At 61.9% G+C, this 18,775-nt stretch carries 27 protein-coding genes; 26 read left to right on the top strand and 1 reads right to left on the bottom strand.

Annotated features, from left to right (window positions below; genetic code table 11):
- The first annotated feature begins 49 nt into the window (after window positions 1–49).
- The 3 genes from fusA to ACTHQX_RS07175 all read left to right on the top strand — a co-directional run bounded on the left by fusA (window position 50) and on the right by ACTHQX_RS07175 (window position 3,898).
- Entirely contained in the window at window positions 50–2,164 is a 2,115-nt protein-coding gene (fusA, locus tag ACTHQX_RS07185) for an elongation factor G (protein ID WP_236804514.1), read from the top strand.
- A gap of 255 nt (window positions 2,165–2,419) precedes the next feature.
- Window positions 2,420–3,610 carry an elongation factor Tu gene (gene tuf / locus ACTHQX_RS07180; RefSeq protein ID WP_102973690.1) on the top strand — a complete coding sequence of 397 codons (1,191 nt, stop codon included), beginning with the start codon at window positions 2,420–2,422 and terminating at the stop codon, window positions 3,608–3,610.
- 162 nt (window positions 3,611–3,772) lie between these two features.
- On the top strand, window positions 3,773–3,898 hold the full coding sequence (locus ACTHQX_RS07175; RefSeq protein ID WP_262982871.1) for a hypothetical protein: 126 nt from the start codon (window positions 3,773–3,775) through the stop codon (window positions 3,896–3,898).
- 29 nt (window positions 3,899–3,927) lie between these two features.
- Here ACTHQX_RS07175 and ACTHQX_RS07170 read toward each other — a convergent pair whose 3' ends face one another.
- Window positions 3,928–5,388, bottom strand: coding sequence for a GH1 family beta-glucosidase (locus ACTHQX_RS07170; RefSeq protein ID WP_440156568.1), 1,461 nt, complete (start codon window positions 5,386–5,388; stop codon window positions 3,928–3,930).
- Between the two features lie 406 nt (window positions 5,389–5,794).
- Here ACTHQX_RS07170 and rpsJ point away from each other — a divergent pair, with 406 nt between their 5' ends.
- The 23 genes from rpsJ (at window position 5,795) to map (ending at window position 18,758) form a co-directional block, all read left to right on the top strand.
- Window positions 5,795–6,103 (top strand): 30S ribosomal protein S10, encoded by a 309-nt coding sequence (rpsJ, locus tag ACTHQX_RS07165; RefSeq protein WP_003803825.1) that lies wholly within the window; start codon window positions 5,795–5,797, stop codon window positions 6,101–6,103.
- Between the two features lie 17 nt (window positions 6,104–6,120).
- Window positions 6,121–6,771: a 50S ribosomal protein L3 gene (rplC, locus tag ACTHQX_RS07160; RefSeq protein ID WP_102973689.1), complete on the top strand. Its 651-nt coding sequence runs from the start codon at window positions 6,121–6,123 to the stop codon at window positions 6,769–6,771.
- A gap of 4 nt (window positions 6,772–6,775) precedes the next feature.
- Window positions 6,776–7,396: a 50S ribosomal protein L4 gene (gene rplD / locus ACTHQX_RS07155; RefSeq protein ID WP_236804510.1), complete on the top strand. Its 621-nt coding sequence runs from the start codon at window positions 6,776–6,778 to the stop codon at window positions 7,394–7,396.
- Entirely contained in the window at window positions 7,393–7,698 is a 306-nt protein-coding gene (gene rplW / locus ACTHQX_RS07150) for a 50S ribosomal protein L23 (protein WP_011692807.1), read from the top strand. Before rplD ends, rplW begins: the two co-directional genes overlap by 4 nt.
- A gap of 29 nt (window positions 7,699–7,727) precedes the next feature.
- Complete coding sequence (rplB, locus tag ACTHQX_RS07145) at window positions 7,728–8,567, top strand: 50S ribosomal protein L2 (RefSeq protein WP_003803804.1); 840 nt, start codon at window positions 7,728–7,730, stop codon at window positions 8,565–8,567.
- A 12-nt stretch (window positions 8,568–8,579) separates the two neighbouring features.
- Window positions 8,580–8,861 carry a 30S ribosomal protein S19 gene (gene rpsS, locus ACTHQX_RS07140; protein WP_003803803.1) on the top strand — a complete coding sequence of 94 codons (282 nt, stop codon included), beginning with the start codon at window positions 8,580–8,582 and terminating at the stop codon, window positions 8,859–8,861.
- 38 nt (window positions 8,862–8,899) lie between these two features.
- Window positions 8,900–9,265, top strand: coding sequence for a 50S ribosomal protein L22 (gene rplV, locus ACTHQX_RS07135; protein ID WP_003803798.1), 366 nt, complete (start codon window positions 8,900–8,902; stop codon window positions 9,263–9,265).
- Window positions 9,266–10,102, top strand: coding sequence for a 30S ribosomal protein S3 (gene rpsC / locus ACTHQX_RS07130; RefSeq protein WP_003803796.1), 837 nt, complete (start codon window positions 9,266–9,268; stop codon window positions 10,100–10,102).
- Complete coding sequence (gene rplP, locus ACTHQX_RS07125; protein ID WP_102973688.1) at window positions 10,103–10,519, top strand: 50S ribosomal protein L16; 417 nt, start codon at window positions 10,103–10,105, stop codon at window positions 10,517–10,519.
- Between the two features lie 2 nt (window positions 10,520–10,521).
- A complete protein-coding gene (gene rpmC / locus ACTHQX_RS07120) occupies window positions 10,522–10,851 on the top strand; it encodes a 50S ribosomal protein L29 (protein WP_003803792.1) in 330 nt (109 codons plus the stop codon).
- The gene (rpsQ, locus tag ACTHQX_RS07115) at window positions 10,848–11,153 is read left to right on the top strand and encodes a 30S ribosomal protein S17 (RefSeq protein WP_076801234.1); all 306 of its coding nucleotides are present in this window, start codon (window positions 10,848–10,850) and stop codon (window positions 11,151–11,153) included. Before rpmC ends, rpsQ begins: the two co-directional genes overlap by 4 nt.
- Window positions 11,154–11,575: 422 nt before the next feature.
- Window positions 11,576–11,944, top strand: coding sequence for a 50S ribosomal protein L14 (gene rplN, locus ACTHQX_RS07110; protein ID WP_003803789.1), 369 nt, complete (start codon window positions 11,576–11,578; stop codon window positions 11,942–11,944).
- A 3-nt stretch (window positions 11,945–11,947) separates the two neighbouring features.
- The gene (gene rplX, locus ACTHQX_RS07105; RefSeq protein ID WP_102973687.1) at window positions 11,948–12,307 is read left to right on the top strand and encodes a 50S ribosomal protein L24; all 360 of its coding nucleotides are present in this window, start codon (window positions 11,948–11,950) and stop codon (window positions 12,305–12,307) included.
- On the top strand, window positions 12,307–12,888 hold the full coding sequence (rplE, locus tag ACTHQX_RS07100; protein ID WP_003803769.1) for a 50S ribosomal protein L5: 582 nt from the start codon (window positions 12,307–12,309) through the stop codon (window positions 12,886–12,888). Before rplX ends, rplE begins: the two co-directional genes overlap by 1 nt.
- Before the next feature lie 82 nt (window positions 12,889–12,970).
- Window positions 12,971–13,369, top strand: a complete 399-nt coding sequence (gene rpsH / locus ACTHQX_RS07095; RefSeq protein ID WP_015937843.1) for a 30S ribosomal protein S8 — start codon at window positions 12,971–12,973, stop codon at window positions 13,367–13,369.
- Window positions 13,370–13,387: 18 nt separating this feature from the next.
- Window positions 13,388–13,924, top strand: coding sequence for a 50S ribosomal protein L6 (rplF, locus tag ACTHQX_RS07090; RefSeq protein ID WP_102973686.1), 537 nt, complete (start codon window positions 13,388–13,390; stop codon window positions 13,922–13,924).
- Window positions 13,925–13,926: 2 nt separating this feature from the next.
- Window positions 13,927–14,310 (top strand): 50S ribosomal protein L18, encoded by a 384-nt coding sequence (gene rplR, locus ACTHQX_RS07085; RefSeq protein WP_003803763.1) that lies wholly within the window; start codon window positions 13,927–13,929, stop codon window positions 14,308–14,310.
- A complete protein-coding gene (rpsE, locus tag ACTHQX_RS07080; protein ID WP_440156578.1) occupies window positions 14,307–15,026 on the top strand; it encodes a 30S ribosomal protein S5 in 720 nt (239 codons plus the stop codon). The genes rplR and rpsE overlap by 4 nt, the downstream gene beginning before the upstream one ends.
- 3 nt (window positions 15,027–15,029) lie before the next feature.
- Window positions 15,030–15,236: a 50S ribosomal protein L30 gene (gene rpmD, locus ACTHQX_RS07075; protein WP_003803757.1), complete on the top strand. Its 207-nt coding sequence runs from the start codon at window positions 15,030–15,032 to the stop codon at window positions 15,234–15,236.
- Window positions 15,236–15,721 carry a 50S ribosomal protein L15 gene (gene rplO / locus ACTHQX_RS07070; RefSeq protein WP_440156580.1) on the top strand — a complete coding sequence of 162 codons (486 nt, stop codon included), beginning with the start codon at window positions 15,236–15,238 and terminating at the stop codon, window positions 15,719–15,721. The genes rpmD and rplO overlap by 1 nt, the downstream gene beginning before the upstream one ends.
- Before the next feature lie 196 nt (window positions 15,722–15,917).
- Complete coding sequence (gene secY / locus ACTHQX_RS07065) at window positions 15,918–17,228, top strand: preprotein translocase subunit SecY (RefSeq protein ID WP_111905198.1); 1,311 nt, start codon at window positions 15,918–15,920, stop codon at window positions 17,226–17,228.
- A 5-nt stretch (window positions 17,229–17,233) separates the two neighbouring features.
- Window positions 17,234–17,803, top strand: a complete 570-nt coding sequence (locus tag ACTHQX_RS07060; protein WP_190608442.1) for an adenylate kinase — start codon at window positions 17,234–17,236, stop codon at window positions 17,801–17,803.
- A 127-nt stretch (window positions 17,804–17,930) separates the two neighbouring features.
- Window positions 17,931–18,758: a type I methionyl aminopeptidase gene (map, locus tag ACTHQX_RS07055; protein WP_111905200.1), complete on the top strand. Its 828-nt coding sequence runs from the start codon at window positions 17,931–17,933 to the stop codon at window positions 18,756–18,758.
- Window positions 18,759–18,775: the final 17 nt, after the last annotated feature.

The following is an 18,775-nucleotide window of genomic DNA, read 5'->3' as shown; positions in this document are numbered from 1 at the left end:
CTCACACGAGCCGGCGGCGAACGCGTAGTCCATCCGAAAGGGAGACACCGTGGCACAGGACGTGCTTACAGACCTTAGTAAGGTCCGCAACATCGGCATCATGGCCCACATCGATGCCGGCAAGACCACCACCACCGAGCGCATCCTGTTCTACACAGGTGTGAACCACAAGATTGGCGAAACGCACGACGGCGCTTCGACCACTGACTGGATGGAACAGGAGAAGGAACGCGGCATCACCATCACGTCTGCCGCCGTGACCTGCTTCTGGGAAAACAACCAGATCAACATCATCGACACCCCCGGCCACGTGGACTTCACGGTTGAGGTTGAGCGCTCCCTGCGCGTCCTCGACGGTGCAGTTGCCGTCTTCGATGGCAAGGAAGGCGTTGAGCCGCAGTCTGAGACCGTTTGGCGCCAGGCTGACAAGTACAACGTTCCGCGTATCTGCTTCGTCAACAAGATGGACAAGCTCGGCGCTGACTTCTACTTCACCGTGGACACCATCATCAGCCGCCTCGGCGCCAAGCCGCTGGTCATGCAGCTGCCGATCGGTGCCGAGAACGACTTCATCGGCGTCGTCGACCTGCTGTACATGCGTTCGCTCGTATGGCCTGGCGATGCCAAGGGTGACGTCACCATGGGCGCCAAGTACGAAATCCGCGAGATCCCGGAAGACCTCAAGGCCAAGGCCGAGGAATACCGCGCAAACCTCGTGGAAGCCGTCGCAGAGTCCTCCGAAGAACTCATGGAGAAGTACCTCGAAGGTGAAGAAATCACCATCGACGAACTCAAGGCCGGCATCCGCAAGATGACGATCAACTCCGAGATCTACCCGGTGTTCTGTGGTTCCGCGTTCAAGAACCGTGGCGTTCAGCCGATGCTCGATGCAGTCGTCGACTACCTGCCGAACCCGCTCGACGTCCCGCCGATGATCGGTCACGATCCCCGCGACGAAGAGAAGGAACTGACCCGCAAGCCGTCTGCCGAAGAGCCGTTCTCCGCTCTGGCGTTCAAGATTGCTGCGCACCCGTTCTTCGGCCAGCTCACCTTCGTCCGCGTGTACTCCGGTCACGTGGAAGCAGGCGCACAGGTGGTCAACTCCACCAAGGGCAAAAAGGAGCGCATCGGCAAGCTGTTCCAGATGCACGCCAACAAGGAAATGCCTGTTGAGGGCGCTACCGCTGGCCACATCTACGCAGCGATCGGTCTGAAGGACACCACCACGGGCGACACCCTGTGCGACTCCAGCAACCAGATCGTCCTCGAGTCCATGAGCTTCCCGGAGCCCGTGATCTCGGTTGCCATCGAGCCGAACACCAAGGGTGACCAGGAGAAGCTCTCCACGGCCATCCAGAAGCTCTCCGCTGAGGACCCGACCTTCCAGGTCTCCCTCAACGAAGACACCGGCCAGACCATCATCGCCGGCATGGGCGAGCTCCACCTGGACATCCTGGTGGACCGCATGCGCCGCGAGTTCAAGGTCGAGGCCAACGTTGGCAAGCCGCAGGTTGCTTACCGCGAAACCATCAAGCGTGCTGTTGAGCGTCACGACTACACGCACAAGAAGCAGACCGGTGGTTCCGGCCAGTTCGCAAAGATCCAGATCGCGATCGAGCCTCTGGACACTGCCGAAGGCGAGCTGTACGAGTTCGAGAACAAGGTCACCGGTGGCCGCGTTCCGCGCGAGTACATCCCGTCGGTGGACGCCGGTATCCAGGACGCACTGAACGACGGTGTCCTGGCTGGCTACCCGGTTGTTGGCATCAAGGCGACGCTGGTTGACGGCGCGTACCACGATGTTGACTCCTCGGAAATGGCGTTCAAGATCGCCGGCCGTATGGCTTTCAAGGAAGCTGCACGCAAGGCGAACCCTGTTCTGCTCGAACCGCTGATGGATGTCGAGGTCCGCACCCCTGAGGAATACATGGGTGAAGTTATCGGTGACCTCAACTCCCGCCGTGGCCAGATGCAGTCCATGGAGGATGCCCAGGGCGTCAAGGTTGTCCGCGCACACGTACCGCTGTCCGGCATGTTCGGCTACATCGGTGACCTGCGTTCAAAGACCCAGGGCCGCGCTGTGTACTCCATGACGTTCAACAGCTACGCCGAGGTCCCGAAGGCAGTTGCCGACGAGATCATCCAGAAGTCCCGCGGCGAGTAGTCCTTAGGACTGTCCACGCGACAAGCTGCGAAAAACCGGGTGGGTTCCCCCTGCGGAACACACCTAGTGCGGATGGCCGGAACACTGGTTCCGTCCTGGTTCCGGCCATCAGCACGAACAGGCTCTAGGCACTAGTATTAGTTCCTGAATCTGAAATTTCACCAATCCAAAGCCCCCAAGTAGACTTACTGGAGTTTCTGCCGCGATAAGCGCGGTCGAAGGTAAGCCATTTGAAAAACGTTCTAGGAGGAACCTGTGGCAAAGGCAAAGTTCGAGCGGACTAAGCCGCACGTTAACATCGGTACCATCGGTCACGTTGACCACGGTAAGACGACGTTGACGGCCGCCATTTCCAAGGTGCTGTACGACAAGTACCCGACTCTCAACGAGAAGCGTGACTTCGCGTCGATCGACTCTGCTCCCGAAGAGCGTCAGCGCGGCATTACCATCAACATCTCCCACGTTGAGTACCAGACCGAGAAGCGCCACTACGCACACGTAGACGCTCCGGGTCACGCTGACTACATCAAGAACATGATCACCGGTGCTGCTCAGATGGACGGCGCAATCCTCGTGGTTGCCGCTACTGACGGTCCGATGGCCCAGACCCGCGAGCACGTTCTGCTCGCCCGCCAGGTTGGTGTTCCCTACCTGCTGGTCGCGCTGAACAAGGCAGACATGGTTGACGACGAGGAACTCCTCGACCTCGTTGAAATGGAAGTTCGTGAGCTCCTGAGCTCGCAGGGCTTCGATGGCGACGAAGCACCGGTTGTCCGCGTTTCCGGCCTGAAGGCTCTGGAAGGCGACCCGGAGTGGGTCAAGTCCGTTGAGGACCTGATGGCTGCTGTCGACGAGTCCGTTCCGGACCCCGTACGTGACCGTGACAAGCCGTTCCTGATGCCGATCGAAGATGTCTTCACCATCACCGGTCGTGGCACCGTTGTGACGGGCCGCGCCGAGCGCGGTACCCTCGCCATCAACTCTGAGGTCGAGATCGTCGGTATCCGCCCGGTCCAGAAGACCACGGTTACCGGTATCGAGATGTTCCACAAGCAGCTCGACGAGGCATGGGCCGGCGAGAACTGTGGCCTGCTGCTCCGCGGTCTGAAGCGCGACGACGTAGAGCGTGGCCAGGTTGTCGTCAAGCCAGGTTCCATCACCCCGCACACCGACTTCGAGGCCAACGTCTACATCCTCTCCAAGGACGAAGGCGGACGTCACAACCCGTTCTACTCGAACTACCGCCCGCAGTTCTACTTCCGTACCACGGACGTAACCGGCGTTATCACCCTGCCGGAAGGCACGGAAATGGTTATGCCCGGCGACAACACTGAGATGACCGTTGCGCTCATCCAGCCGATCGCTATGGAAGAGGGCCTCGGCTTCGCTATCCGTGAAGGCGGCCGCACCGTTGGTTCGGGACGTGTCACCAAGATCAACAAGTAACTCTTGCTGATTGCGGATCGAAGGGCCGGCTAACGGCCTGACGTGATGTTCGAAAACAGCCCCGCTGCTACTCGCAGCGGGGCTGTTTTTGTATCCGCGGTTCCCAATAGTGGGCCGCCAGCCGGCCTGATAGGGTTAGTGCTCGCGAAAGAGAGGAACATCATGGGTTGGCTTATTTTCCTGCTGGTGGTTGCCGCCGTGGTGGTAGGCGTTGTTTGGGCGAAGAAGCACTTCCGCCACGAGATTGAACGCGCCAAGCGGATCAACCGGGCGAACAAGAACCAGTAGGTCCGCCGCGCGCACGGCATCAGGCGGCGTCAGGCAGGCCGGGCCCGCGCCTGGCTGACCGCCTGCAGCCAGTAGAAGGACTTCTTGGGCGTCCTTTTCAGGGTGTCGAAGTCCACGTGCACCAGACCGAAGCGCTGTGAATACCCGGCGGCCCACTCGAAGTTGTCCATCAACGTCCAGACGAAGTAGCCGAGCAGCCGCACATCGTGCGCGATGCCGCCGGGCGCAGTCGAGTTCACTGCCTGGTCCAAGTGGCGGGCCAGGTATTCGATGCGCTTCGAGTCCGCTATGGGACCGGTGACATGCTCGGGCTCCGGAAAGCTTGCGCCGCTCTCGGTGATGTACACGGGCGGCAAGGCTGCCCCGTACCTGTCCTTAAGCTCCCGCAGCAGGATGCCCAGATGGCCCGGCGCCACAGGCCACCCGAAGCCTGTGGTGGGGTATTCAGGGAAAGCTGCAAAGTGGAACGGCAGGCGTGCCATGGCCCGGGCGTTGCCTGCCGGGGTGTCAGGTGGTCCTTGGCCTGCTGCAACGCGCACAGGGTAGTAGTAGTTCACCCCGTAGAAGTCGAGCGGCTGGCTGATCAGGCGGAGGTCGTCGTCGGACGTCCGGGACAAGAATCTGAACCAGGGGCGGGCGGCAAGCGGCGGGGCGGGGTAGCGTCCCAGGAGGATGGGATCGGCGTACACACGATTGAGGACAAGGTCGCAGACCTTGGCCAGCAGCCTGTCCGCCAGCCGACGTGTGGCAGGGCGAACGGGGGAGTGCAGGTTGGTCACGCCGACGGTCCCGGCCACGCCGGCGGAGCGCAGCGCCTGGACCGCGAGTCCGTGGCCGAGCAGCTGGTGGTGGACCGAGGGCAGCGCGTTGAACAGCAGGTCGCGGCCGGGCGCATGGACGCCGAGTGCGTAGCCGTTCAGTGTGACCGAGACGGGTTCGTTGAGCGTGACCCACTGCGCCACGCGGTCGCCGAGCCGCTTTCCGGCGGCTGCCGCATACTCCGCGAAGTGCTCAGCCGTAGCGCGGTTCATCCAGCCGCCGCTGCGCTCAAGGGGGAGGGGAGTGTCCCAGTGGTAGAGCGTGGCCATGGGGGCTATTCCGGCCGCCAGCAGCAGGTCCACCAGCCGGTCGTAGAAGTCCAGGCCCCGCGGGTTGGCTGAGCCGCGGCCCTCCGGATGGATCCTGGGCCACGATATCGAGAAGCGGTACGAGTCGATGCCGAGTTCGCGCATGAGGGCAACGTCCTCCGGCACGCGGTTATAGTGGTCACAGGCCACCGCCGGCGAATGCCCGTTGAGGATGTTGCCCGGTGTGGCCGCAAAGGCATCCCAGCCTGCCGGCCCGCGCCCGTCCGCTGCAAGGGAACCTTCGATCTGGAAGGCGGCGGCAGCAACGCCCAGCGTGAAATCCGGGCGCAGGCGCCGGGCGAGGTCCTGCACTGCATCTGCGTTCACTACGTCGCTGCCAGCGTCGGCGTTCTGCGCGGCCATCAACCCATCATCCAACCGGAGGTGGCCGTCGGCAACGACCGGGCAGGCGGGGATTGAGGCAGCAGGTGATGCCCTCCGGGGCCCGATTCGCTTCCTCGGACAAATTCCGGCATACTAGATGAGTTGTTCAAGCGCTTCTTCGCGTCCCGATCCGGATAATGCCGGGTGCCAGGGTCCAGGTTGGAGCCCAAACATAACCCACCCCCCAAGGAAATGCGGGCTCGTGCGTTTTGCACGGCGCGACACGCCCGACCGCGGGGGTCGGTTACGTCGGCAGGTTGAGGAACCCGGATTCATCCGGATTCAGCTTGTGCGGCGGGTGGTAGTTACGACTTCAAATGCTTCGGCAGCCACATGCAACACGCAAGTAAACAGAGCAGCACTTACTGAAAGAGAGTCAGGCGACATGGCGGGACAAAAAATCCGCATCCGGCTGAAGTCATACGACCACGAGGTCATTGACGTTTCAGCACGGAAGATCGTTGAGACGGTCACGCGCGCAGGCGCAACGGTAGTCGGCCCCGTGCCGCTGCCCACGGAGAAGAACGTGTACTGCGTTATCCGCTCTCCCCACAAGTACAAGGACAGCCGCGAGCACTTTGAAATGCGCACGCACAAGCGTCTGATCGACATTATCGACCCCACGCCCAAGGCTGTTGACTCGCTCATGCGTCTCGACCTGCCGGCCGACGTGAACATCGAAATCAAGCTGTAGGGAGGTGCTGAGAGACTATGACCGCAACCCGTAACGTAAAGGGCCTGCTGGGCACGAAGCTCGGCATGACCCAGGTCTGGGACGAGAACAACAAGCTCATCCCCGTCACTGTTGTCCAGGCTGACTCGAACGTCATCACCCAGCTGCGTAACGCAGAAGTTGATGGCTACGTCGCCGTTCAGATCGGCTACGGCCAGATCGATCCCCGCAAGGTCACCAAGCCGCTGGCTGGTCACTTTGAAAAGGCAGGCGTCACGCCTCGCCGTCACGTCGTCGAACTCCGTACCGCAGATGCTGCTGAGTACGAGCTGGGCCAGGAGCTCTCCGTAGAGGTCTTCGAAGCCGGCCAGAAGATCGACGTCGTAGGCACCACCAAGGGTAAGGGCTTCGCCGGTGTTATGAAGCGTCACGGCTTCCACGGCGTTGGAGCTTCCCACGGTGCCCACAAGAACCACCGTAAGCCCGGTTCTATCGGTGGAGCATCCACCCCGAGCCGCGTCTTCAAGGGCATGAAAATGGCCGGCCGCATGGGCGCCGTTCGTCACACCACGCTGAACCTCACGGTCCACGCGGTTGACGTCGAGAAGTCGCTGCTCCTGATCAAGGGCGCCGTTCCCGGTGCCCGCGGCCAGGTCGTACTCGTACGCACCGCCGTGAAGGGAGCCTAGTTCAATGGCTAACACTGTCAAGGTTGACCTGCCTGCAGAGATCTTCGACGTTCAGACCAACGTGCCGCTGCTGCACCAGGTCGTCGTTGCCCAGCTCGCTGCTGCTCGCCAGGGTACCCACAAGACCAAGACCCGCGCCGAAGTTTCCGGTGCAGGCCGCAAGCCGTTCAAGCAGAAGGGTACCGGCCGCGCCCGTCAGGGCTCGATCCGTGCTCCGCACATGACCGGCGGTGGCGTTGTCCACGGTCCCACCCCGCGTGACTACAGCCAGCGCACCCCCAAGAAGATGATTGCTGCTGCACTGCGCGGCGCTCTCTCTGACCGCGCCCGCAACGGCCGCGTCCACGTCGTTTCTGAACTGGTTGCCGGCGACAAGCCGTCCTCCAAGGCAGCACTGGCAGCCCTGCGCGGAGTTTCCGAGCGCAAGAACCTGCTGGTCGTCATCGAGCGCGCGAACGACGTTGCTGCACTCTCCGTGCGCAACCTCGCCGAAGTTCACGTCCTGTACGTGGACCAGCTGAACACCTACGACGTGCTCGTTTCCGACGACGTAGTCTTCACCAAGGCTGCCTACGAAGCATTCGTTGCTGACAAGGCTGCAAAGAACGAGGAGGATGCCAAGTGAGCGCAGCCACCATCAAAGACCCGCGCGACGTCGTGCTTGCACCCGTCGTCTCGGAAAAGAGCTACGGCCTGATCGATGAGGGCAAGTACACCTTCCTGGTGGACCCCCGCTCGAACAAGACCGAGATCAAGCTGGCCGTGGAGAAGATTTTCTCCGTCAAAGTCGAATCGATCAACACCATCAACCGTGCCGGTAAGCGCAAGCGCACCAAATTCGGCTGGGGAACCCGCAAGAACACCAAGCGTGCCATTGTGACCCTCAAAGAAGGCACGATCGACATCTTCGGCGGTCCGCTCGCGTAGCGGAGACCACTTTAACGAGGAAATGAATTATGGGAATCCGTAAATATAAGCCGACTACCCCGGGCCGTCGCGGCTCGAGCGTAGCGGACTTCACCGAAATCACGCGGTCGACGCCGGAAAAGTCGTTGGTACGTCCGCTGCCCAAAAAGGGCGGCCGTAACAACACCGGTAAGATCACGACCCGTCACAAGGGTGGTGGCCACAAGCGCCAGTACCGTCTGATCGACTTCCGTCGCCACGACAAGGACGGCGTCAACGCCCGCGTTGCCGAAATCGAGTACGATCCGAACCGCACGGCTCGCATCGCCCTCCTGCACTACGTTGATGGCACCAAGCGTTACATCATCGCCCCGAACAAGCTCTCCCAGGGCGACTTCGTGGAAGCCGGCGCCAACGCTGACATCAAGCCTGGCAACAACCTGCCCCTGCGCAACATCCCCGTGGGTACGGTTATCCACGCGGTGGAGCTGCGCCCGGGCGGCGGTGCCAAGATGGCCCGTTCCGCCGGTGCTTCTGTTCAGCTCGTCGCCAAGGAAGGCCGTTTCGCCCAGCTGCGTCTGCCCTCCGGCGAAATCCGCAACGTTGACGTGCGCTGCCGCGCCACGATCGGCGAGGTCGGCAACGCCGAGCAGTCGAACATCAACTGGGGCAAGGCCGGCCGTATGCGGTGGAAGGGCGTTCGCCCGACCGTCCGTGGTGTCGCCATGAACCCGGTTGACCACCCGCACGGTGGTGGTGAAGGTAAGACCTCCGGTGGTCGTCACCCGGTCAACCCGAACGGTAAGCCTGAAGGCCGTACCCGCCGCCCCAACAAAGAGAGCGACAAGCTTATTGTTCGTCGCCGTCGTACTGGCAAGAACAAGCGATAGGAGCCTGGACACATGCCACGCAGCCTGAAAAAAGGTCCTTTCGTTGACCAGCACCTCTTTGTGAAGGTCGCAAGGGAAAACGAAAAGGGCACCAAGAACGTCATCAAGACCTGGTCCCGCCGCTCGATGATCATCCCCGACATGCTCGGGCACACGATCGCCGTGCACGACGGACGCAAGCACATCCCGGTGTTTGTCACCGAGTCGATGGTCGGGCACAAGCTCGGCGAATTCGCTCCCACGCGGACATTCCGCGGCCATGTCAAGGACGACCGTAAGGGCAAGCGCCGCTAGGCGCCTGCACTTACGTCAAAGACGAGAGAAGGAAAGCAATGGAAGCCAAGGCAATTGCGCGCCACATCCGCGTAACGCCTATGAAGGCCCGGCGCGTCGTCAACCTTGTTCGTGGTAAGCAAGCGAACGAGGCTCTGGCAATTCTGAAGTTTGCCCCCCAGGCAGCTTCGGAGCCGGTATTCAAGGTAGTTCAGTCGGCGATCTCCAACGCCCGGGTCCTCGCGGACCGCGACGGTGTTGCGTTCGACGAAGGTGACCTCATCATCAGCGAAGCGTTTGTTGATGAAGGCCCGACCATGAAGCGGTTCCAGCCGCGTGCCCAGGGTCGTGCATTTCAGATCAAGAAGCGCACCAGCCACATCACCGTGGTAGTCGCTACCCCGGAGAAAGAGGAGGCTCGCTAAGTGGGACAGAAAGTAAACCCGCACGGGTTCCGACTCGGCATCACCACCGATCACGTATCGCACTGGTTCGCTGACAGCACCAAGTCCGGCCAGCGGTACAAGGACTTCGTTCGCGAGGACATCCGTATCCGCCAGCTCATGTCCACGGGCATGGAGCGCGCCGGCATCGCCAAGGTCGAGATCGAGCGCACCCGCGACCGTGTCCGCGTGGACATCCACACGGCACGTCCGGGCATCGTCATCGGCCGCCGCGGCGCCGAGGCAGACCGCATCCGCGGCGAGCTCGAAAAGCTCACCGGCAAGCAGGTCCAGCTGAACATCCTCGAGGTCAAGAACCCCGAGATGGAAGCCCAGCTTGTTGCCCAGGGTGTTGCAGAGCAGCTGACTTCCCGCGTGGCATTCCGCCGCGCGATGAAGAAGGCCATGCAGTCCGCACAGCGTGCCGGTGCCAAGGGTATCCGTATCGCTTGCTCGGGCCGTCTGGGTGGCGCAGAAATGTCCCGCTCGGAGTTCTACCGCGAAGGCCGTGTGCCCCTGCACACCCTCCGCGCGAACATCGACTACGGCTTCTACGAAGCCAAGACCACCTTCGGCCGCATCGGCGTGAAGGTCTGGATCTACAAGGGCGACGTCACCTCCAAGGAACTGGCTCAGCAGGCAGCTGCTGCTCCGTCCCGTGGCCGTTCCGGCGACCGTCCGGGCCGCCCGGGTGGCGCCGACCGTGGTGACCGCCGTCGTCGTAACGACCGTCCGGCAGCCGACGCAGCACCGGCTGCCGCAGCTCCGGCAGCCGAGGCAGCAGCTCCGGCACAGGCAGCAGAAGGAGGACAGGCTTAAATGCTTATCCCACGTCGAGTCAAGCACCGTAAGCAGCACCACCCGGGTCGTTCCGGCGCTGCCACGGGCGGTACCAAGGTCTCCTTCGGTGAGTACGGCATCCAGGCCCTGAGCCCGGCATACGTCACGAACCGTCAGATCGAATCTGCCCGTATCGCGATGACCCGCCACATCAAGCGTGGCGGTAAGGTCTGGATCAACATCTACCCGGACCGTCCGCTGACCAAGAAGCCTGCCGAAACCCGCATGGGTTCCGGTAAGGGTTCGCCGGAATGGTGGGTCGCCAACGTCAAGCCGGGCCGGGTTCTCTTTGAACTCTCCGGTGTCAGTGATGAGGTAGCTCGCGAGGCCCTGCGCCTGGCGATCCACAAGCTCCCGTTGAAGGCACGCATTGTGCGTCGCGAAGGTGGTGAATAGAAATGGCAGTTGGGTCAAAGGATCTTGCACCCGCACAGCTGGACGGTTTCGACAACGAGCGTCTCGTTGAAGAACTCCGCAAGTCCAAGGAAGAGCTGTTCAACCTGCGTTTCCAGTCCGCCACCGGACAGCTGGAGAACCACGGTCGTCTGCGCGCGGTAAAGAAGGACATCGCACGCATCTACACCGTTCTCCGTGAGCGCGAGCTGGGCATTCGTGCCGAGGTTGCCGCACCGGTTGTGGAAGCCAAGGAAGAAAAGAAGTCCAAGAAGTCTGCAGCTAAGAAGGCTGAAAAGCCTGCCGAGGCTGAGACCGAGGAGGACGCCAAGTGAGTGAAAAGGACGAGAACGTGACGGAAACTGCTACGGCAGCTACGGCTGAGCAGCGCGGTTACCGTAAGACGCGTCGCGGCTACGTGGTCTCTGACAAGATGGACAAGACCATCGTTGTTCAGGTTGAAGACCGCGTGAAGCACGCCCTGTACGGCAAGGTCATCCGCCGCACCTCCAAGGTCAAGGCACACGACGAGCAGAACACCGCCGGCATCGGCGACCTGGTTGTCATCGCCGAGACCCGCCCGCTGTCCGCCACCAAGAACTGGCGGCTCGTGGAGATCCTCGAGAAGGCTAAGTAACACCTGCAGCATCGCCCCTGGCGTCTGTAACGGAAACCCCCGTTCCCTTTGGGAACGGGGGTTTCCGCGTTTAAGCGGGGAAGCGGCCGACGGCGGGACGAATGCCGGCCTTACATGTCGCCGTCGTACGTTGCGGGGGAGCCCCGACTGGTGATATGGAGTCTGCCCTGAACTGTGCTAGGATATTGAGTTTGTATGGCGCCTTTTGCGCGCCGACAGCAAACCTCGTAAACAATCGTGCCACGGCATAGTGTTCCCCTGCGCCTCGAAGGGCTGGGAAGCAACTGTTTGTGGCACGGGCGTTTAGGCCTGGTCTGGCAAAATCCAGTCAGGTCAAGAGACACCCCGATCAACCGTTCCGCAAGGCTCATTCCGTAGGAAGATTTTCGGTCTGAGAACCGGCGCGACGCAAGGAGTAAATAGTGATTCAGCAGGAGTCGCGACTCAAGGTCGCCGACAACACGGGTGCTAAGGAAATCCTTACCATTCGCGTTCTCGGTGGATCTGGCCGTCGCTACGCAGGCATTGGCGACGTAATCGTCGCAACCGTCAAGGATGCAATTCCGGGCGGCAACGTAAAGAAGGGCGACGTCGTCAAGGCTGTCATCGTCCGTACCAAGAAGGAACGCCGCCGTGCGGATGGTTCCTACATCAAGTTTGACGAGAACGCAGCCGTCATCCTGAAGAACGACGGTGACCCCCGCGGTACCCGTATCTTCGGACCGGTTGGTCGTGAACTCCGTGACAAGAAGTTCATGAAGATCGTTTCTCTGGCTCCGGAGGTGCTCTAGTCCATGGCTAAGATCAAGAAGGGTGACCTGGTTCAGGTCATCACTGGCGCCAAGGCTGAGCGCGGCGGCGACCGTGGCAAGCAGGGCAAGGTCCTGCGCGTGTTCCCGGAAACCAACCGCGTGCTGGTTGAGGGTATCAACCGCGTAACCAAGCACACCAAGGTTGGACAGTCGCAGCGCGGCACCAAGACCGGCGGCATCGAGGTTGTCGAGGCTTCCATCCACGTTTCCAACGTGGCCCTGGTTGACCCGTCCACCAAGAAGCCGACCCGCGTTGGTTTCCGCCTCGACACCGTAGAGAAGGACGGCGTCAAGAAGACCGTCCGCATCCGCGTGGCCAAGAGCTCCGGGAAGGACATCTAATGACTGAGACTCTCGAGACTCCGGCAACGAAGATCGTTCCTCGTCTGAAGACCAAGTACGCCGATTCCATCAAGAGCGCGCTTCTTGAGGAATTCAAGTACGAGAACGTGAACCAGGTTCCCCGTCTGGTCAAGGTTGTAGTGAACATGGGTGTTGGAGATGCCGCCAAGGACTCCAAGCTGATCGACGGCGCTGTCCGCGACCTCACCCTGATCACCGGCCAGAAGCCGCAGGTCACCAAGGCCCGCAAGTCGATCGCCCAGTTCAAGCTGCGCGAAGGCATGCCCATTGGTGCACACGCAACCCTGCGTGGCGACCGCATGTGGGAATTCGTGGACCGTCTGGTCACGCTGGCCCTGCCCCGTATCCGCGACTTCCGCGGCCTCAGCGGCAAGCAGTTTGATGGCAACGGCAACTACACCTTCGGTCTGACCGAGCAGGTTATGTTCCACGAGATCGACCAGGACTCCATCGACCGCACCCGCGGTATGGACATCACGGTTGTGACCACCGCCAAGACCGACGACGAAGGCCGCGCGCTGCTCAAGGCGCTTGGTTTCCCGTTCAAAACCGAAGCTTAATTAACTACGTAAAAGGTCCGGCCGCTCTGCTTCCCTGGGAACAGGACGGCGGAAACCGTTACGAGGAAGGGCAAGTGCCCAAATGACTATGACAGATCCTGTCGCAGATATGCTTACGCGCCTGCGTAACGCAAACTCGGCATACCACGATTCCGTGTCTATGCCTTACAGCAAGCTCAAGGCTCGCGTTGCTGACATCCTGAAGGCCGAAGGTTTCATCGCCGGCTGGAAGGAAGAGGACGCAGAAGTCGGCAAGAAGCTGACCCTTGATCTCAAGTTCGGCCCCAACCGCGAGCGTTCAATCGCGGGTGTCCGTCGCATCTCCAAGCCGGGTCTCCGCGTTTACGCGAAGTCCACCAACCTGCCGCACGTGCTGGGTGGCCTGGGTATCGCAATTCTGTCCACCTCTTCCGGCCTCCTGACTGACAAGCAGGCCGGCAAGAAGGGCGTGGGCGGCGAAGTCCTCGCTTACGTCTGGTAACGGGAAAGGAAGAGAATAATGTCACGTATTGGACGTCTCCCCATCACCGTTCCTGCCGGCGTTGAGGTCAAGGTTGACGGCTCTGTCGTCAGCGTTAAGGGTTCCAAGGGCGAGCTGACCCACACTGTGGCCAGCCCGATCGAGGTTGCGCTGGAAGACAGCACCCTGACCGTCACCCGCCCGAACGACGAGCGCGCCTCCCGTTCGCTCCACGGCCTGACCCGCACCCTGATCTCCAACATGATCCAGGGTGTCACCGCAGGTTACGAGAAGAAGCTTGAAATCGTCGGTACCGGTTACCGCGTTCAGGCCAAGGGATCTGACCTTGAGTTCGCTCTCGGCTACAGCCACCCGGTCAGCGTTACCGCTCCGGCCGGCATCACCTTTGCAGTAGAGGGACCGACCAAGCTCTCTGTCTCAGGCATCAACAAGCAGCAGGTCGGCGAGGTTGCTGCCAACATTCGCAAGCTGCGCAAGCCTGACCCGTACAAGGGCAAGGGCATCCGCTACGCGGGCGAAGTCATCCGCCGCAAGGTCGGAAAGGCTGGTAAGTAACCATGGCCATCGCCATTAACAAGAAGCGTACGAACAAGAGCAAGTCTGCTTCGCGCAGCCGCCGCCAGCTTCGTATCCGCAAGCGCATTTCCGGAACGGCTGTACGTCCTCGCCTGGTCGTCAACCGCTCCGCACGCCACGTATTTGTCCAGGTTGTCGACGACACCATTGGCCAGACCGTAGCAAGTGCGTCCACTCTGGAAGCTGACCTTCGTGCATTCGACGGTGACAAGACCGCCAAGGCCAAGCGCGTTGGCGAGCTCGTAGCCGAGCGTGCCAAGGCTGCCGGCGTCGAAGCTGTTGTCTTCGACCGTGGTGGTAACAAGTACCACGGCCGGATCGCCGCCGTCGCTGACGGTGCACGCGAAGGTGGGCTGTCACTGTGACCGAAGCAAACAAGGAAAAGGACACTGTGTCTGCAGAAGAGAAGGCTCCCGAAGCCGCAGCTGCTGAGACCACTGCCCCCGCCGCTGCTGACGACCGCCGTGGTGGCGCCCGTCGCGGCGAGCGTGGCGACCGTGGCCAGGGCCGCGGCGACCGCGGTGGCCGTGGCGGCCGCGATGGCGGACGTGAAGCCGAGAAGAACCAGTTCGTAGAGCGCGTTGTCACCATCAACCGCGTCTCCAAGGTCGTCAAGGGTGGTCGTCGCTTCAGCTTCACCGCACTCGTCGTCGTTGGTGACGGCAACGGTATGGTCGGCGTCGGCTACGGCAAGGCCAAGGAAGTTCCCGCTGCTATCGCCAAGGGCGTTGAAGAGGCCAAGAAGTCCTTCTTCCGCGTTCCCCGCGTTGGCAACACCATTCCTCACCGCGTTCAGGGTGAAGCCGCCGCTGGTGTCGTAATGCTGCGTCCGGCTTCCGCCGGTACCGGTGTTATCGCCGGTGGTCCGGTCCGTGCAGTACTGGAGTGCGTGGGCGTCCACGACATCCTCTCCAAGTCGCTCGGTTCCTCCAACGCCATCAACATCGTTCACGCGACCGTTGATGCCCTGAAGCGCCTCGAAGAGCCGGCAGCCGTGGCAGCACGCCGTGGCCTGCCCCTCGACGAGATCGCTCCGCCGGCACTGGTGAAGGCTCTGATGAACCAGAAGGCAGGTGTCTAGGTTATGGCTAAGAACCTGACTCCCTCCGACGCCAAGTTGGAGATCACCCAGATCAAGGGCGTCATTGGCGCCAAGCAGAACCAGCGCGACACCCTTCGGTCGCTCGGCCTCAAGCGCATCGGACACACCGTTGTCCGCACCGCTGACGCTGTGACCGTCGGAATGCTCAACACGGTTCCGCACCTCGTGAATGTTGAGGAGGCGAAGTAATGGCTGAGAAGAACACCGCTGAGACCGCAGCTGCTGAGAAGCAGAGCGCTCTGAAGGTTCACCACCTGCGTCCCGCCCCGGGTGCCAAGACCGCCAAGACCCGTGTTGGTCGTGGTGAGGGCTCCAAGGGTAAGACCGCAGGTCGCGGTACCAAGGGTACGAAGGCCCGCTACCAGGTAAAGGCTGGCTTTGCCGGCGGCCAGCTGCCGCTGCACATGCGCCTGCCGAAGCTGCGCGGCTTCAAGAACCCGTTCCGGGTTGAGTTCCAGGTTGTAAACCTGGACAAGCTCAACGAGCTGTTCCCGGAAGGTGGCGCAGTCACCGTGGAGAACCTGGTCGAAAAGGGTGCCGTTCGCAAGAACCAGCCCGTCAAGGTGCTGGGCACCGGCGACATCACCGTCAAGGTTGACGTCACCGTCCACGCATTCTCGGCCAGCGCCGCAGAAAAGATTGCAGCAGCCGGCGGCAGCACCACCGCGCTCTAAGGGATTCCGTCCCGGAGCCGGTGGGCAATAGCCCGCTGCGCAAACTCCCGGTACGGGGGCCGAGGCCCCTGTGCCGGGAGTTTTTTCATACCTATTGGGTCTTCCGGATTGTTCGCATGCCGCAAACACCGGTTAGACTCGGTTGTTGGGTTTATACACCTGCATCACGAGACTTATTAACAACTGAGGAGGACGCTTGCTAAGCGCATTCGGCCGGGCGTTTCGGACGCCTGATCTGCGACGCAAGTTGTTGTTCACGCTGGGAATCATCACAATCTTCCGCTTGGGAGCCTTTATCCCCTCGCCCGGTGTGAGCTACCAGAATGTCCAGCAATGCTTGTCGAACGGGCAGACCCAGGGCGGGATCTACCAGCTCGTCAATCTTTTCAGCGGCGGTGCGTTGCTGCAGGTCTCCATCTTCGCTCTGGGAATCATGCCGTACATCACGGCGAGCATCATTGTGCAGCTGCTGCGCGTGGTCATCCCGCGGTTCCAGCAGCTGTACGAAGAGGGTGCCTCGGGGCAGTCCAAGCTGACGCAGTACACGCGGTACCTGACGATTGCCCTTGGCCTGCTGAACGCCACGACGCTGGTGTCGCTGGCGCGGTCAGGCCAGCTGCTGCCCGGCTGCAACTTGCCGATCATCCCGGACCAGAGCGTCATCACCACGATCCTCATCGTCATCACGCTAACGGCCGGCACCGGCCTCATCATGTGGATGGGTGAGCTCGTGACCGAGAAGGGCGTCGGCAACGGCATGTCGCTGCTCATCTTCACGGCGATCGCTGCCGGTTTCCCCACCTCCCTGGGCGCCATCTGGTCCGCACAGGGTCCGGGCACGTTCTTCATCGTCCTGGCCATCGGCCTGCTGACCGTTGCCCTGGTGGTCTTCGTGGAGCAGTCCCAGCGCCGCATCCCGGTGCAGTACGCCAAGCGCATGATCGGCCGCCGCACAGTGGGCGGCACCAGCACCTACATTCCCATCAAGGTGAACATGGCCGGCGTCATTCCCGTCATCTTCGCTTCCTCGATGCTCTACCTGCCGGCGTTGATCTCACAGTTCAACCAGCCGAAACCGGGGGAGTCCATCCAGCCGTGGGTTGAGTGGATCAACAACAACCTGACCCGCGGGGACCACCCCATCTACATGGCACTCTATTTCGCCATGATCGTTTTCTTTACCTACTTCTATGTCGCGATCACCTTCAACCCTGAAGAGGTCAGCGACAACATGAAGAAATACGGCGGCTTCATCCCGGGTATCCGTGCCGGCAAGCCGACCGCGGATTACCTGCAGTACGTCCTGTCGCGCATCACGCTGCCCGGTGCCATTTACCTTGGCTTCGTGGCACTGATCCCGCTGGTGGCGCTCGTGCTGATCAACGCAAACCAGAACTTCCCGTTCGGTGGCACCTCGATCCTGATCATGGTGGGCGTTGGCCTGGAAACCGTCAAGCAAATTGACGCGCAGCTACAGCAGCGTCACTACGAAGGGCTATTGCGATGACCAGAATGTTGATTATCGGACCACCGGGTTCGGGCAAGGGCACGCAGGCGGAACGCATCTCAGACCGCCTCGGCGTCGTTGCGATCTCCACCGGCGACATCTTCCGCGCCAACGTCAAGGGTGAGACGCCGCTCGGCGTTGAGGCCAAGAAGTACATGGACGCGGGCGACTTCGTCCCGGACAGCGTGACCAACAAGATGGTCCGCGACCGTCTCAGCGAAGCCGACGTCGAGGACGGCTTCCTGCTGGACGGCTACCCGCGCACCACCGCCCAGGTTGATTACCTGGACCAGATCCTGGCCGACGGCGACCAGAAGTTGGACGTTGTCCTGCAGCTCACGGCCGATGACGAGGAACTCGTTGCCCGCCTGCTGGGCCGTGCGAAGGAAACCGGACGCAGTGACGACAACGAAGCCGTCATCCGCCACCGCCTGGATCTGTACCACGAGCAGACCGAAGCCGTTGTGGCCAAGTACGCCGAACGCGGCATCCTGACCCAGGTTGACGGCATCGGCCAGATCGACGAGGTCACCGACCGCGTCATGCAGGCCATCAAGGAAGCTCAGGCCGCCTGAAATTAGTTCCAACGCTGCGAGGCTCCTCCCGGATTATTGGGGGGGGCCTCCGGCATTTAGCCCCGCGCTTTCCGGTCCCGCATCCTGCGGCCGCAAGGACGAGGCACATTGAGAGGAAAAACCGCTGATGGCATTCGGCCAGCCACGGATTGAATACAAGACCAACGCCCAGATGCGCACCATGCACGAGGCCGGGCTCGTCCTGAGCCGCGCCCTCGATGCTGCCGTGGCCGCGGCTGCCCCCGGGGTCACCACGAAGCAGCTCGACGAGGTCTTCGCTGCCGTGCTGCTCGAGGCTGGTGCCAAGTCCAACTTCCTGGGCTACCACGGGTTCCCCGCCACCATCTGCACTTCCGTCAATGAGGAAGTGGTCCACGGCATCCCGGGCGACAAGGTCCTCCAGGACGGGGACATCATCTCCATCGACGGCGGCGCCATCGTCAACGGCTGGCACTCCGACTCGGCGCGGACTGTGATCGTGGGAACGCCGGACCCGGAGGACCAGCGCCTCTCCGACGTCACCGAGACGGCCATGTGGCACGGCATCGCAGCCCTGGCCAAGGGCAAGTTCGTGGGCGACATCGGTGCGGCAGTGGACGACTATGTCTCCTCCGTCCCGGGCAAGCCCCTGGGCATCCTCGAGGACTACGTGGGCCACGGCATCGGCTCCGAGATGCACATGGCCCCCGACGTCCTGAACTACCGCACCAGCCACCGCGGTCCGAAGATCCGCCCCGGCCTGTGCCTTGCCATCGAACCCATGCTGGTTCGCGGCGGCATCGAGACGGCAGTGCTGGAGGACGACTGGACCGTGGTCACCACCGACGGCAAGCGTTCGTGCCAGTGGGAGCACTCCGTGGCCGTCCACGAGAAGGGCATCTGGGTGCTGTCCTCGCCCGACGGCGGCGCGGCCAGGCTCGCGCCCCTTGGCGTGGTGCCGGTCCCGATCCCCTGAGGACACGCTTTTAGTTG

This window comes from Arthrobacter sp. SAFR-023 (genome assembly GCF_051965295.1).
In the GTDB taxonomy this organism is placed as follows: Bacteria; Actinomycetota; Actinomycetes; order Actinomycetales; family Micrococcaceae; genus Arthrobacter.
The sequence above is the reverse complement of the archived record's forward strand: the minus strand, read 5'-3'. Positions and strand labels throughout refer to the sequence as shown.